The following is a 14,592-nucleotide window of genomic DNA, read 5'->3' as shown; positions in this document are numbered from 1 at the left end:
ACCTGTTCGGTCTACGGTTTTCTTTTCCTTTTCAATGATTTAGCTTATTTCTTTTTCCCTTGTGAAATTTCGTCTATCAGATTGTTTCTCTCCCATAATCCGGCAAAACGCGCGGCATTACTGGCGGTATAACGCACGGTATGGCGAATATTGCGATGGCCGAGATAGTCCTGAATAAGTCGCGTGTCCGTCCCCCTTTCGGCAAGTTCATAACCGCAGGCGTGGCGGAGCATATGGGGATGGGTATGGGTGACGGTACCGGCATCAATTCCGGCCGCGCGAATGATGCGATACGCCTGCTGACGCGACAGTGGCGTACCCCGGCGGGAAATAAACACCGCGTCGGTGCGGCCTGCCCCACGCCAGTTCGCGCGCTGTTGGCTCCAGCGTTCGACGGCTTCACGTTCATCAAAGCGCAGCGGGTGAATGGTTGAAAAACCATTCTTCAGCCGTCGGATATTAATACGCCCCTCATGAAGATCGAGGTCGCGGTAATGCAGGTCGAGGAGTTCACTGATCCGCATCCCGTGACGGAATGCCAGCAGAATAAGGCAATAATCCCGTTCTCCGGTCGGACCGTGACGAGCGGCCTGCATCATCGCCTGAACTTCTTTGCCGGTAAGATAACGACGTCGATTCACAATACATTACTCCTGAATGGGTTTCTGCTAATGAACACCTGTAAAAAACCATGACGATTAAAAAATAATCGACGATGTTAAAGGCGTATTATATGCGGGGAAATAATCACAAAATGGTGATTACATTACTTTTACACATGAGGAAATCATTGCCACATGATAAATCTTATTTTTATTTATTTTAGGGATTACCACAACCGAACCCGAAGGCGTTAATGTCAGGTGGTTAAAAATAAAAGGAAAATAGTTCGCGTTGCCGATATTTTCAGCGAAAGAAGTTAAGCTGAATGGTTTAACCTTGGGATTAATAAAAATCTGATATCCAGAGTGATTACAAGGATATAATAAGTATCGCAATTATTAATTACATGAACATGCCTGAACGATAATCATAATTAACATAGGGTTAATGTTGATTAAACTTCGGTAAGCAGAAGGTTATTTTTTAACACCATCCATGGCGTTAGCTTTATCAGAGTGAAAGAGCGTTACGTTGTTTAAGTTTTGTGTCGTCCCAGATACCATAAAAACGCCCGGCGTTGCTGGCGGTGTACCAGACGGTGTGGCGGATGTTACGGTGGCCGAGGTAGTCCTGGATCAGGCGAGTGTCGATTCCCATATTGGCTAAGGCGAAGCCGCAGGAGTGGCGAAGCATATGCGGATGGATTTCCAGCGGCAGTCCGGCGTTATCGCCAGATGCGGAAATGATTTGATAAAATTGCTGGCGAGAAAGCGGGTTTCCTTTTCGTGATAAAAATAACCATTCGCTGTCGGAGTGCGGATACGTTCCGCGAATATCCAGCCAGTTTTTCAGCGCCTGGATTTCTTCACCTAATAAAGGATGGGTGGTAGAGAAACCCTTTTTCAGTCGATGGATATAAATACACTTTGATTTGATATCAATGTCTGAAATTTGCAGACGGCAGATTTCGCTGGCACGAAACCCGTGGATAAAACACAGTAGTGTCAGGCAGTAATTGCGGGCAGCGTGAGGTCCGGTATTGGCTGCTTTGAGAAGCGACTCTATTTCATTCTGAGTCAGGAAGTTCCTTTTTTTGTTATCGGCGCTGTTTTTCATTAGGTTCCCTTTTTTTTGCAGGCATGCAACTGTTCTGCTCATCACCATCAATCCAATGGCTCTTCCGGTTTTACTCGTTATTTATAGGCACTTTGTCGGGGGTAAAAATCGCCTGGCCCCTGCTGCGCTGAACCGGATAGTTAAAACGGCGGTTGCTCGTTAGGTCATGACGTATTGCCATTCCCTGGGGAAAGCCTCCTCGGACATCTTGCGGTGAAGTGATGTTTAAGACTGAAAAAAAACGGTTTTCCGGGTGGTTTCCACGTCCTGTTCATTCTTACTCCTCTGGATGATGAACTCAGAAGCCCCTGTGGTTGATATAAACACACCAACCGCGCCAAATGTATTGGCCTTTAATCGGCATACGCAACGACCACGTTTTTCGTGGGCGGAGATCCCGACAACCAGGCAAATAGGGTGCAAGTGACTTCAGTGAATACGAAGAACATTATGGCAGCCTGGCTAGCATTCACTGCAATACTACAACAATGATTAAACCATACTGCAAAAAACAGCCTGAGAATAGTCATAATAAGCACAAGCGGGGGTATTGGCGCAAAAATCATATTTTATCATGACCAGGATGATTCCCGCTTAACGCTAAAAAGTTACCGGCTAAACGTGTATTCTTCACCGTCGACAGGGATAAGTTACCCACCATTTCTTGCAGGTTATTTAATCAGGATGTTTGTAATAGCCTATTTTCATTCAAAAAAGTTGTTGGCGTGCGTAACGATTCACCAGGCTGCTTTGTTTGGGGGAATTTTGCGCAGTGGGTATATTTACCCTAACGCAAAGCGCCAGCACAATATAGGTTGTCAGGTTGAAGAAATACTTTGCAACAAAAAGGCACCAGGCGAGTAAATAATAACGCAGGCAACTAATATCGTAGTGAAACTGACTTTACCGGGCACGATCTGACCGCAACATCGCGAGCGTCATATCGGGTGATACATTGCTCTGCTACACCTCTTTATCAGTACTTACTGGAACGCTACCCGCAGGTTAAGGCTGTCATACCCTGGGCGAACGCAATACAGATAATGCGTATTAGGATTAATCCTAATTTTGAGTATGGCATTACGTTATTGCGCAATTTTTCAGCATGAAGATGATCAGATATAGGGCTATTTGTTGCAACTATGTTTACTTATGCTGATGGTATTGTTCTTACTGATACAGCAAGAAAAAATATTAACAAAAATATTAATGCTGACTTTTATTTTTCCTTAGCTTGCTAAATTTTATTTTATTGCGTTTTGTATCAAGGCAAAATAATATTTATTTAATCTTAAGTGGGGCTTACCACTGTCTCTATATTAGCGGCAATGTTAATGCATTGTCAGGCTACTGCAATACCTTATACCTCGTATTATCACGAACGGATTGTGAATATTATTAGCAGGACAACGCGAAGGGAGGAATACCGGATATTTAGTGTTCGGTGAAAGTAAACATTAATTATATGTGACAAAAGAGCAAGATAATGAAAAAGACTATTCAAGCAACTGCCGTGTTGGTCAGTGTATTCCTCTCTGGCGCAGCCAGCGCCGCAGGAAGTGTACCGACTTTTAAGGGAGCCGGTGGCAATGTTGAATTTACCGGTGAGATTGTTGACAGCTCGTGCAATGTCACCTCGACCTCAAAAAATCTGCATGTCGATCTGGGCCATTGGGCGAAAAGCTATTTCACCAGCGTGGGTGATGAGACGACAAAAAAACCGTTCAGCATCAATGTGGATAATTGCCCGGCATCCGTAACCTCGGTGGCGGTATTATTTGACGGGCAAAAAGATAAAACGGATCCCACGCTGTTGGAAGTGGCAGCCGGTTCTGCAGGAGGCACTGCGGCAACCGGCGTTGCGATAAAACTGTATAACGCCAGTAATGCATCGCAAATTCAGTTAGGTCAGTTATCAGAAGCCGTGGCGCCAGTCAGTGCAAAAGCTCAGCTGGATTTCCTGGCGGATTATCGGGCCACCACGACCACGGTGACCGCCGGTCCCGCAAACGCGACGGCGACGTTTCTGATGGTCTACAACTGATTCCCGTTTGGGCAGGCGTAATGCCTGCCCGGTCAGCGTTCCTGTTCTCTTTTTCCTGATGGTTATTCGCAATGAAACACATCCTTGCCGCTCTGTCGGCATCTTTATTACTGCTTAGCATAACGGCTCAGGCTGGCATCGTGATGGGAGGAACCCGCGTAATTTATCAGGAAGGGAAGCGGGAGGCGTCGATGACGGTAACCAATGCCGATGCGCAAACACCGTATCTGGTGCAATCCTTTGTCGATAATGTCGCTGAGGGCGACCCGCGTCCGGTGCCGTTTGTGGTAACGCCGCCGCTGTTTCGGCTTGAGCCTGAGCAGCAGAACGTGCTGCGTATTACTTTTACCGGCGGCGAGCTGCCTGCCGATCGGGAATCCGTCTTCTGGTTGAGTATCAAAAGCATTGCGCCGTCGCAAAAAGATGACGTCAACAAGTTGCAGATTAACGTCAAATCCCGTTTCAAACTCTTTTATCGCCCTGCCGGGCTGAAAGGAGAGGCTAACCAGGCCTGGCAAACGTTGACATTTAGCCAGAACGGAAACCAGTTAGTGGCCACGAATCCCACGCCGTATTACGTCTCTTTTTTCTCTCTGTCGGTGGGCGGGGACGACATTTCTCAGCCGGGAATGATGGCGCCTTTCAGTACCCGGACGTGGAACGTTAACAACCACGGAACGGTGAAATGGCGTGCGATCAACGATTTTGGCGGCGTGACCGACTATGCGCAGCAGTGACGCTAACAACGAACGATGCCGGGCGACAGCACCGTGAAAGAACGCATTTATTCTGCCTCCTGTAACCGGTCTGGCCTGCTGTTGGCCACGCTGCCGACGGTAATCATACTGTTGTTGCATCAGCGGCTGGCCTGGGCCGATGATTACTTTGATCCGGCCGCGCTGGAGTTAAGCGATCCGCAGCAAAAAATGGCGGATCTGCATTACTTTGCCAAAGCGGGGGGACAGCAACCAGGAACGTATCCTGTCGGCATCTGGGTCAACGACCAGCAGATCGCGCAGGAGAACATCACCTTTGTCGAGGATAACGGGACGCTGCGGCCAGTCCTTACTGCCGCACAACTGGAGGAATACGGTGTTAACGTTAGCGCGTTTTCCGCTTTCGACCGACTGCGTGAAGGGGAGACTTTTACCCGCATAGAACAGTACATTCCCGATGCCAGCAGCCGGTTTGAGTTCTCAACCCAGCGCCTTAACCTCAGTATTCCGCAAGCGGCGATGACGATCATGAGCCGGGGCTACGTTGATCCCGCCCGTTGGGATGACGGGATCCCGGCCGCGTTTGTGGATTACACCTTCAACGGTTCGCAAACCCGTCAATCCGACGCTGATGGACGTTCCAGCTATCTGAATTTACGCAGTGGCGTGAATCTTGGCGCGTGGCGGTTGCGCAATATTTCGTCAATGCAGTATGACAAAACTCGCCGCTGGGACGCGCAGAGCACCTGGCTGCAGCGGGATATTCGTTCGCTGAAAAGCCAATTGCGCATGGGGGATACTTACACCAGCGGCGAGGTATTTGACAGCGTACCGTTTCGTGGGGTGCAACTGATGTCGAAAGACGACATGCAGCCGGACAGCATGAGCGGTTTTGCTCCGGTGATTCGCGGCGTCGCGCACAGTAACGCGAAAGTAACCCTTTCCCAGCACGGCTATGTGATTTACGAAACCTACGTCTCGCCGGGCGCGTTCGCCATAAAAGATCTCTATCCCACCGCGCAAAGCGGCGATCTGGAGATCAACGTTAAAGAGAGCAACGGTACTGAGCGCCGCTGGACGCAGCCGTTCGCGGCGGTGCCGTTTATGCTGCGCGAGGGGTTAACGACATACAGCCTCAGCGTAGGGCGGTATCATGCCAGCGGCGATGACAGCCGTTCCCCTCTGTTTATGCAGGGCACGCTTTTTTACGGTCTGCCGGATGAGTTGACGCTGTATGGCGGGACGCAACTGGCGGAGGATTATCATGCGGTTGCCCTTGGCGCCGGACATGGGTTAGGCATCCTGGGCGCGTTGGGCGCGGATACCACCTGGGCGGCTACCGCAACGCCGTCCGGAAAACGTTACGCTGGTTATTCGGTGCGTGCGCAGTACCAGAAGAATTTCACCGGCACTGGCACCTCTTTCAGTCTCGCCAGCTATCGTTACTCTTCCAGCGGCTTTTATGATCTGAGCGAGGCGGTGACACTGGAGCGTCGCGACGGACCGCGTTGGAACAAGCGCAGTCGCGAGGAAATCGCCCTTAACCAGTCTCTGGGCGAGGTGGGGAGTCTTTCCCTTTCTGCCTATGCCCAGGCGTACTGGCACAGCGACCAGCGCGAACAAACAATGCATGCTGGCTATTACAGCGCCTGGAAAAGCATTTCCTGGAGTCTGGGGTATTTTTACACCCGGTCGGCAGGGCATCAGGAGGCTGATCGTTCGTGGTCATTCAACATGACTATTCCGTTGGGCGGCGCGTTGTCCGACAACGCTGTTAGTTACAACACCGCGATGGATAATCACGGCGACACCTCGCACCAGTTGGCGATGTATGGTTCGGTGCCAGGACAGGCGAATCTGAATTACGCCCTGCAACAGGGATACGCCAACCAGGGGCAAGGGAACAACAGCAGCGCCTCGCTGGAATACCACGGTGGCTACGCCACCACGCAAATAGGCTATCGTCGCGATCCCGACAGCAGCCAGCTTACCTGGGGCGCCTCGGGGTCTGTTATCGCTCATCCCCATGGCATTACCCTGGGCCAGAATGTCGGTGACAGCTTCGCCATCGTTCGGGCGCCGGGGGCGACGAACGTTGCGATTCAGAACGGTAATAACGTTCATACCGACTGGCGCGGGTATGCCGTGGTGCCCACGCTGACGCCCTATCACAAAAACGTGATTACGCTCGATTCGGCGTCGTTGTCAGACGATGCCGACGTGGAAATGGAGGGAGCGACGGTGATCCCCGGCGGCGGCGCGGTGGTTGAAGCCCGTTATCAAACCCATATTGGCCATCGCGTACTGTTTACGTTGCATCACGGTCGGCATTCGCTGCCGTTTGGCGCCAGCGCACAGGTTCAGGGCGATGAAGGGGGGATGAGCGGTATCGTCGCTGAACGCGGCCAGGTTTATCTGAGCGGCGTTCCCAGCGACGGCGTTCTGGAAGCGCGATGGGATGAGGGCGGCGTGGCGCGTCGCTGCGTGCTGCATTTTCATATTGACGAGTCGCAAGCGCATAAAACGGTCAAGGCTATCTCTGGCCCCTGTCTCTGAATTACGAGGACGTTGTCATGTCAGTTATTATTCGCATCATCACCGGACTGTTGCTGCTGGCGGGAACAGTCAGCCAAAACGCATGGGCGGAAACTTGCCAGGCCAGTACCCGCCAGATGACGATTAACTTTAATAATATTCGTTACTTACCGGCGTTAGGCACCCATATGCAAATGAGCGCCACGATGCAGGCTAACGGCGGCGGTATTCACTTCACCTGCGACCAGCAGAATGCGGCATCGTCTTTGAAGAAGATTGTGTATAACCAGAAGGGACAAAGCATTGCCACGATCAACGGACATGCGGTGTTCAGCGCCTCGCTGCCAGGTATTGGTTATTCATTAAGTTTTCAGTGCGGCGGCGGGCCGCAAACCTTTATTACCGCCGGTTCGTCGACGGTGGTCTGCGACAGCGCAACGCTACCGGCCATGCTGTCGGCGCGTGAGATCACCGTCACCCCGTTCGTCACGTTTTATAAAACGGGCGATATTCAACTGGTGAGTAATAACCACGCCTCCTCCGGCGCATTGCCGGGGGTGGGCACTCTGACGCTGAGTGATAACGGTAGTGGCAACGGGACGCTGTCCACGCATGACGTGAGCCTCGATCTGGCGGCGATGAACGTGGAGATCGGCAACAGCGGCAGCTGTAGCGTCGCGACCGGCAGTATCAAGGTCAACCTGGGGAAAGTGAAGCGGACGGATTTCACCGGCGAAGGGACGACGGGCGGAACGCCGACGGCGTTTTCCATCCCTGTTTACTGCACTGCGCCTGTTGAACTGCGGATCGGCTTTTTTGGTACGCCAGCGGTAAGCGGCAGCCGCGACGCGCTGGCGGTTGTCCGTACGTCGGGCGGCGCGGAGGGGGTGGGGGTCAGACTCAGCTATGGTAATAACGGTGCTGGCGCTCCGGCTGCCGGTACGCGGGTGACGCTCAACGACGCGGTGTCGCCGATCGTGAAGCATATGACGGCCTCCAGCGCATCGGCGGCGACGCCGGTGAATTTTATCGCCCAGTATGTTCAGACCGGCGCAACGGTGACGGCGGGTTCGGCAAATAGCAGCGCAACCTTCGTGCTGGACTACAACTGAGACGACTGGTTAAAGATGATAAGCCGTGATGGTGCGCATCGTTCCCGTCAGGGTGTCAAACACCTCCACGTCTGTTGTCTGAATGGGCATACCGGACGCGCGCAGGCGCTGAATATCGGCGGCGATACGCTGGATGCCCAGCCAGAAAAGTCCGTCGAGCGCGTTTACCGCCAGTCCGCTTTCCAGCGCCAGACGCAGACGATCTTCAGGCTGTTTTGTCTCGCTGGCCACCTGCTGATAAGGCGCGGTAGTAAGGGTTTGATCGTCCATACGGCGAATGCGGGAGGATAAGCGGTAGCGAAACGCGTCCGGGACGCGACTGAGATCGGCGCTGATGCTATAGACCTGCCCGCGACGCTTTTCATTGATCAGCACGCTTTTCTGGGTAAGCGAGAATTCTTTACGCAGCTTATCGATGAGCTGTGGTGTGCGGGTGAGCAATAAACGAAAGGGCAGTTCGAAGCTGGTGACGTAATCGACATTGAGCAACGCAATCCGGAGCCGTTCTTCAACGCCCGCCTGCTCCTGCTGACACTCTGCCAGAACGTCCTTCCACTGGCTGGCAATACGCGGCGATTCATTGATCTCGGTGAATTGATATTTCTCAATCAGATAATCGATACGCCTGGCCATGTTGCTTTCCTTCCTGTTCGCTACGCATCTCCCCGTGTGGCACAACATAGCATAGAGAAAGCCGCAGAATACAGCGACAAGTCCAGCAAAACGTGTTTAAGAACGCTTAAAAAAATTATTTTATTAATGATTTTTCAATCGGTTAGTTATATCACGCCAGTTAAGACTATTTAATTACGTTATCTGTGGTCCTCCGCATACAATTTGACCATGTCTCGCTAAAGGTGAATTTAACAAGGCAAAAAACTATTTTAATAATGAATTATTAATACGGCAATAAAACTATGGCTATATATATCATAAGCAACGATAATTACTTGCAGGAAGGAATCGTCTTATTAGCAAAAGATGCAGACATGGACATCATGATAGAGACCATACATCATTTGCCTGTTGACCAATTGACGTTTGACGATACGGTTATTTTACATCTACATCTGAATAATAAATGTTGTGCAAAGGATATTCCTCGGCTGAACAAGACATGCAAGCTTATGATTATTCAAAACGCGCAAAAAAATGCCTTAATTTGTGACGCGGATATGATCATCAACGCCAGAGAGTCGCTTTCGGCCCTGATGATGGCGATAACGCGCCTGGTGAACATGAAGAAAAGTAAAGCCATTAAAAATCATCTACTTAACCGGGTAGAGAAGATTATCATTCGTGAGTCGCTGGAAGGAAAAGATATCAATCTGATCGCCAAATCGCTCTCGCTACCGCCTAAGCGGGTATATACCTATCGCAATATCGCCTGTAAAAAACTTGGCGGTAATAAAATTCACGATCTGTTATTAATCAAAGAAAATCTATTGGAAGAAGGTTTTTTGTTTTAATGGCGTCAGCCCTGTGGACAACAGGGCTGTGCCTGAGTGAGGCTATCGCGCGCAATAAAAGAGCGGGCGCTGACCAATGGTGAACAAAAAGCCATGAACGCCCTGGTTGAGAATGGAGTAGCTCACGTTTTTGTCCGGATAGACGTAAAAATCAGGCAGAATATCGGCCAGGAGTTCATCCGGTAAGGTTTCAATAATTTCAAATTTATTGATTCGGGTTGAGTGCAGGTGATACGAATTCTGGTTTTCATTCCAGTCGTATGCAACATCCCGGCGGATCCGGCCTTTGAGCTTACCGTCTTCTAAATAGGTTCCGCTGACCGCCACAATGCCATTTTTGTTGTCCAGCGAGTACATATAGTTCAGCGTAATGTTCGCGCGGACGTTGTTATAAAATACCACCACAGAGGCAGAACATTCTTGTTTATTGTGATATCTGTACATAAACACGTTATATAACGCGCCGACGAGCATTCCGGCAGCTAAAAACACCGCGCTGATCGTTATTATTGTTTTTTTATTCACTTTCGACTCCTCGGAAAGAGAGAGTGATGCAACCTGCTACCGGAGATTTTACGTACTCCTTCCGGCAGACAAAGACCGACAGACCGGGGGAGGTTTTGGATACCGGGAAGTAAACCCAGGGGAACTTTTTGCAGTCGAGCCCTGAACTCAGGATCAGGGACTTAAATCGTGCATAATTGCTTTTATTGTCGTGGCTGTCGTCTTTGGTATAGAAACGGCAGCCCTGAACCTGCTCGACGAAAGCATAATCTTTAAAAAACGGTTTTGTGTCGGTCACATGCCAGAAAAAATGCACGCCGACCGCGCCAATGAGAAACGCTGCGACGATGAGCAAAATGCTGGCGACGCGCGGCAATCTGGCGGTTTCTTTGGCCTGTACCGCGGGTGCGGATGCGGGTTCTGGCTCGTACGGCGCTACAGCTTCCGTTTTATCGTCAACGTCCAGTTCGTCTTCGCCTGCCAGCGTATCCACGGGCGCTTCTGCCATCTGATTCGCCGCGATGCGGGTGATTTTTACGCTTTTATCAATTTGAAAACCTTTACGCGGCACCGTGGCGACCAGAATACGATCTGTTTCCCCGACGGCGCGCAGGCCGCGACGAACGATAGAGATATTCTGGTAAAGGGTGTTCGCCGGAACCAGCATACCTTCATCTTCCCATACCTTCTTGAAGAACTCCTGCTGGGTAACCACGTCCGGAGACGCTTCGAGCAGCAAAAGCAGACAACGACTGGCGGGCGTTGTCAAAACCACGTTAAGTTCAGGATTTGACACTGAAATTAACTTTTTACTGTCGGGTCTGAATTCAATATTATCGTTGATTATCCAGTACATATATGTTCACGATGGGGGAAGTTAGACAGAAAGATACTTAAGTGTAGATAAAGTCTGAACATAGTATTACATATAAAATATGCGAATACAGTAGTTGGTATCATTTATGAAACTAATGTTTTTATCGCTGTTATTTACATATGTCTCTATTATATAAAGCAATTTATTAACATATGGGATATCCTTTCGTTTATACACATCCATTTCCCATCAGATTATCAACTGCATTTTCTTGACGGAATTGAAATTCTGTTTTAACCACGCGATTTAAGACAAGTTAAAAGGCAGCCAGCGAAGCCTGGGTTTAAAACAGGAATATTGATGAGTTTTTTTGATGGATTTTTGCCTTTTATGGCGAGTTTTTTGAATGAGTTGTTCGGGTGAAGCGGCCAAAATTAATCCGTCAGGGGGAAATTTCTTAATTTCCCTGAAATATCAAATAAAACATCTTAAATAATCTTATATTTAGATTTTTGTCTGGAAAGTGCTGTCTGTGGTGAGGACTTACTCATTCGAAAATTAGAGAGCAAGTAAGGCTATTTCGGCGCTATGCTTAGCAATAAGACGAATAACGAGGCAATGTCATGGATAAAGATCTTCAAGATGCGGGTTACCGTGTCTACACCGGCGAGAAAATTGATGTCTATTTTAATACGGCCCTCTGCCAACACTCGGGAAATTGCGTCCGCGGCAATAGCAGGCTTTTTAACCTGAAGCGTAAGCCGTGGATTATGCCTGACGAGGTGGATGTCCAGATCGTGACGCAGGTTATCGACACCTGTCCAAGCGGCGCGCTGCAATATCGCCATAAGTAGGGGGAAAGATGGAAATAATTGAGGGTCACAATAAATTTTATGTGAATGATGCGCAGGGTAACCAGGTCGCCGAAATTGTCTTTGTGCCGACTGGAGAGCATTTAAGCATTATCGAACACACCGATGTGGATGCCAGCCTGAAAGGGCAGGGCGTCGGGAAACAGTTGGTGGCAAAAGTCGTGGAGAAAATGCGCCGTGAGAACCGTAAGGTGATCCCACTTTGCCCGTTTGCGAAGCACGAGTTTGATAAGACGCGGGAGTATGACGATATACGCGCATGATAGGGGCGCGGTTACGCAGTGATGGCAGGGCGCGTAACGGGCTAACCTGACCGGGGAGGTCTGCGTTACGGTGTTATCATCGCGGGCTGCGTGTAGCTCCAGTGGTTGCCCGCGTCGTTAATGATGTCATATGCCACAGGAGTACACGGGGATTGCGCCCTGCGAGCGGAAGCGTCAGCGACGATCGCGGCGTTTGTTTTCTGGAAATTTTAATGAGCACCAGGCATGCGCTGATGCTCGTGTACAACGGTCAGGCCGTCTGGATAACGCCAAAATAGCCGTGGATCCCCATATACAGCCCGACCAGCGCTATCAGCGCGCTGGAAAAATAAGGCGCTTTTCTCACCAGCGTACCCATTCCGCTCCAGCGCTTGGCTACCTGATGAACGCTAATCGCAGCCCCTACACCCACTGTTACCAGGGTTAAGGCCAGCCCAAGGCTAAAACTGAGTACCAGCGTCGCGCCGAGCGTAAATGCCTTAAGCTGAATACAAATCAGCAGAACGGTAATAGCCGCCGGACAAGGAATAAGCCCGCCGGTCAGACCAAACAGGATGATCTGCCCATTGCCGACGCTTTTGCCGTGAAAGCGTCGCTCAATGTCTCGGGCATGGGCTCGTTCATGGGCATCCTGGTATTCCTTCGACCCTGCCGTTAACCCTTCCAGCCCGGCGTGATCGTGATGATGGTCGTGATCATGTTGATGGTCATGATGATGGCGATCGTCAGCGTGCTGCATGTCGGCTAACCAACTGCGTTCACCGGACCACGTCCGCCAGAACATCCAGCCCGCGGTTGATAAAATGATGGCCGAGGAAATTAACTGAAGCCAGGGTTCAACGGCGGACGCGGTGAACGCTTTGCTGAGAGTCATGCCGCCGAGGGCAATAAGCCAGACGACCGCCGTGTGGGAAACCGTTGCCGCCAGTCCCAGCATGATGGCCTGTTTGACGGTTCCTTTAATGGCGACAATAAATGCCGCCATCATCGTTTTGGAGTGTCCCGGCTCCAGCCCGTGCAAAATGCCGAGGAGTATGGCGCTGGGAATAAAAAACCATGCGTTGCCTTGCTGAAGAAGCGTTGTGAATTCACCCATGATAATGATTCTTGGTTGACTATTTTCGACGAATTCTACTCCCCCCCAGTACCAAATACTACCCCCCAGTAAATGCGTAATGCTATAATCTTCCTTGTTTTATGTTAAGGAGGTGTTGCTATGTCGCACACTATTCGTGATAAACAAAAGCTAAAAGCCCGTACCAGTAAAATCCAGGGGCAGGTGGTTGCGCTGAAGAAAATGCTTGATGAGCCGCACGAATGCGCTGCCGTACTCCAGCAGATTGCCGCAATTCGCGGGGCGGTAAATGGCTTAATGCGGGAAGTGATTAAAGGTCATCTCACAGAGCATATTGTGCATCAAAGCGAAGAAGAAAAGCGTGAGGCGGATCTGGACGTGATCCTCAAAGTACTGGACTCTTATATAAAATAGCCGGGAATCCCGTCCCGGCCCGTCATTCAGCCAAACACCGTGTGCTGATTTCGCTGAACAATATAACGTTCAATATGTTTATAGCCGCTGATCGTTTCCAGTGCCTGAAGCAGACAGATAACGCCTTTCGCATCGGCGTGTTGCCGCAGCGCCTCTTCGCAGAGGCGCCGGACCGAGGGCGGAAATGTCAGTTGCTGCAGCGCAGCCGTCAGTTCCTGATAAGCCCGCTCGCCATCCCCCCCATAAAGAAAAATAAGTACCGTGCTCAGCGCGCGCGTTTCTTCTTCGTAATAACTCACTGGTGACTCCCGTCCATTTTCTTCCCTGAGCCTGGACTCAATTACGTCTGTGCAAAGGTCCCGTTGTGCAATCACTCTCTTTCATCAGTACAGAATAGACATTTTTGTCTTCTGAAACGGAATGAGAGTGGATAAACAATGCGTTGATCCGTCCACCCATGCGTTTTTCGATGCGCTGTTTGTAGGCATATACGCTGCGAATATCCATATCAAGCGCCTGGGAAATCTGATGCGGCGTACTGCCCGCGACCATATGGCCAAGGATGGTGAATTCCATCTGCGTCAGGGTATTACCCTTAGTGAACGACAGATGACGCCCGATAAACACCTGACGGATTTTTTCATTCGCCACGTCCAGTCCATCATCATGATAAATGATGGCGGACACCGCAGGATGATATTTCCGCCAATAATTTGCCAGCGACTGCATATTTCTGTCGCTAACAAGGATAATGCCCATGCGGGTACTTGCCAGATATTCAATCCACTCTTTGTCCAAAAACAGGCGTAAAAAGCTGATCGAGAAATCGACAAAAATATACCCACTTAACCTGGCGTTGTGATTATTCGCTAAAATACCTTCAATAATGCCTTTATTAAAATAGACGCTTTCTTCAGGCCACATGCAAAAACAGGCATTGGCGCAATATTGTAAACGTGGCGATTTCTCTGGCATTATTTTACAGTGCAAAGTACAACTACTACATGTAAGCCTTTTTATTTTTTCATCCAGCCCCATATTGAGAGCCCCCC

The 14,592-nt window shown here is 50.1% G+C and carries 16 protein-coding genes; 8 read left to right on the top strand and 8 right to left on the bottom strand.

Annotated elements, in window-relative coordinates:
• Positions 1 to 44 precede the first annotated feature (44 nt).
• Together CSE01S_RS12850 and CSE01S_RS12845 are read right to left on the bottom strand one after the other, a co-directional pair.
• On the bottom strand, positions 45 to 641 hold the full coding sequence (locus tag CSE01S_RS12850) for a tyrosine-type DNA invertase (protein ID WP_042289024.1): 597 nt from the start codon (positions 639 to 641) through the stop codon (positions 45 to 47).
• Between the two features lie 472 nt (positions 642 to 1,113).
• Positions 1,114 to 1,719, bottom strand: coding sequence for a tyrosine-type DNA invertase (locus CSE01S_RS12845; RefSeq protein WP_042289022.1), 606 nt, complete (start codon positions 1,717 to 1,719; stop codon positions 1,114 to 1,116).
• A 1,486-nt stretch (positions 1,720 to 3,205) separates the two neighbouring features.
• Here CSE01S_RS12845 and CSE01S_RS12840 point away from each other — a divergent pair.
• The 4 genes from CSE01S_RS12840 (at position 3,206) to CSE01S_RS12825 (ending at position 8,126) form a co-directional block, all read left to right on the top strand.
• Entirely contained in the window at positions 3,206 to 3,763 is a 558-nt protein-coding gene (locus CSE01S_RS12840) for a fimbrial protein (protein WP_042289021.1), read from the top strand.
• 71 nt (positions 3,764 to 3,834) lie between these two features.
• Positions 3,835 to 4,500, top strand: coding sequence for a fimbrial biogenesis chaperone (locus CSE01S_RS12835; RefSeq protein ID WP_042289018.1), 666 nt, complete (start codon positions 3,835 to 3,837; stop codon positions 4,498 to 4,500).
• Between the two features lie 15 nt (positions 4,501 to 4,515).
• Entirely contained in the window at positions 4,516 to 7,035 is a 2,520-nt protein-coding gene (locus CSE01S_RS12830; RefSeq protein WP_042289015.1) for a fimbria/pilus outer membrane usher protein, read from the top strand.
• 17 nt (positions 7,036 to 7,052) lie between these two features.
• Complete coding sequence (locus CSE01S_RS12825; protein ID WP_042289012.1) at positions 7,053 to 8,126, top strand: fimbrial protein; 1,074 nt, start codon at positions 7,053 to 7,055, stop codon at positions 8,124 to 8,126.
• A 9-nt stretch (positions 8,127 to 8,135) separates the two neighbouring features.
• On the opposite strand, the gene CSE01S_RS12820 is transcribed toward CSE01S_RS12825, so the two are convergent.
• Positions 8,136 to 8,759, bottom strand: coding sequence for an ECs1377 family protein (locus CSE01S_RS12820; RefSeq protein WP_042289008.1), 624 nt, complete (start codon positions 8,757 to 8,759; stop codon positions 8,136 to 8,138).
• Positions 8,760 to 9,043: 284 nt separating this feature from the next.
• Here CSE01S_RS12820 and CSE01S_RS12815 point away from each other — a divergent pair, with 284 nt between their 5' ends.
• Positions 9,044 to 9,595 carry a hypothetical protein gene (locus CSE01S_RS12815; protein ID WP_042289006.1) on the top strand — a complete coding sequence of 184 codons (552 nt, stop codon included), beginning with the start codon at positions 9,044 to 9,046 and terminating at the stop codon, positions 9,593 to 9,595.
• Between the two features lie 42 nt (positions 9,596 to 9,637).
• Here CSE01S_RS12815 and CSE01S_RS12810 read toward each other — a convergent pair whose 3' ends face one another.
• Together CSE01S_RS12810 and CSE01S_RS12805 are read right to left on the bottom strand one after the other, a co-directional pair.
• Complete coding sequence (locus CSE01S_RS12810; RefSeq protein WP_042289003.1) at positions 9,638 to 10,120, bottom strand: YqeJ family protein; 483 nt, start codon at positions 10,118 to 10,120, stop codon at positions 9,638 to 9,640.
• A complete protein-coding gene (locus CSE01S_RS12805; RefSeq protein WP_042289001.1) occupies positions 10,113 to 10,955 on the bottom strand; it encodes a winged helix-turn-helix domain-containing protein in 843 nt (280 codons plus the stop codon). The genes CSE01S_RS12810 and CSE01S_RS12805 overlap by 8 nt, the downstream gene beginning before the upstream one ends.
• A gap of 584 nt (positions 10,956 to 11,539) precedes the next feature.
• On the opposite strand from CSE01S_RS12805, the gene yjdI reads away from it, so the two are divergent.
• Both yjdI and CSE01S_RS12795 read left to right on the top strand, forming a co-directional pair.
• Positions 11,540 to 11,770, top strand: a complete 231-nt coding sequence (gene yjdI / locus CSE01S_RS12800) for a 4Fe-4S mono-cluster protein YjdI (RefSeq protein WP_042288998.1) — start codon at positions 11,540 to 11,542, stop codon at positions 11,768 to 11,770.
• A gap of 8 nt (positions 11,771 to 11,778) precedes the next feature.
• On the top strand, positions 11,779 to 12,051 hold the full coding sequence (locus CSE01S_RS12795) for a GNAT family N-acetyltransferase (protein WP_042288994.1): 273 nt from the start codon (positions 11,779 to 11,781) through the stop codon (positions 12,049 to 12,051).
• A 250-nt stretch (positions 12,052 to 12,301) separates the two neighbouring features.
• Here the strand turns inward: CSE01S_RS12795 and CSE01S_RS12790 are convergent, their stop codons facing one another.
• Positions 12,302 to 13,147: a nickel/cobalt efflux protein RcnA gene (locus tag CSE01S_RS12790; RefSeq protein ID WP_042288991.1), complete on the bottom strand. Its 846-nt coding sequence runs from the start codon at positions 13,145 to 13,147 to the stop codon at positions 12,302 to 12,304.
• Between the two features lie 120 nt (positions 13,148 to 13,267).
• Here CSE01S_RS12790 and rcnR point away from each other — a divergent pair, with 120 nt between their 5' ends.
• On the top strand, positions 13,268 to 13,540 hold the full coding sequence (rcnR, locus tag CSE01S_RS12785; protein ID WP_042288990.1) for a Ni(II)/Co(II)-binding transcriptional repressor RcnR: 273 nt from the start codon (positions 13,268 to 13,270) through the stop codon (positions 13,538 to 13,540).
• Positions 13,541 to 13,566: 26 nt separating this feature from the next.
• Here the strand turns inward: rcnR and CSE01S_RS12780 are convergent, their stop codons facing one another.
• Positions 13,567 to 13,839 (bottom strand): hypothetical protein, encoded by a 273-nt coding sequence (locus CSE01S_RS12780; protein ID WP_042288986.1) that lies wholly within the window; start codon positions 13,837 to 13,839, stop codon positions 13,567 to 13,569.
• 37 nt (positions 13,840 to 13,876) lie between these two features.
• Positions 13,877 to 14,578, bottom strand: a complete 702-nt coding sequence (locus tag CSE01S_RS12775; protein WP_042288985.1) for a helix-turn-helix transcriptional regulator — start codon at positions 14,576 to 14,578, stop codon at positions 13,877 to 13,879.
• Between the last annotated feature and the right edge of the window lie 14 nt (positions 14,579 to 14,592).

This window comes from Citrobacter sedlakii NBRC 105722, assembly GCF_000759835.1.
Classification (GTDB): Bacteria; Pseudomonadota; Gammaproteobacteria; order Enterobacterales; family Enterobacteriaceae; genus Citrobacter_A; species Citrobacter_A sedlakii.
Note: the sequence above shows the minus strand (reverse complement) of the source record. Positions and strands in the feature narration are given on the sequence as shown.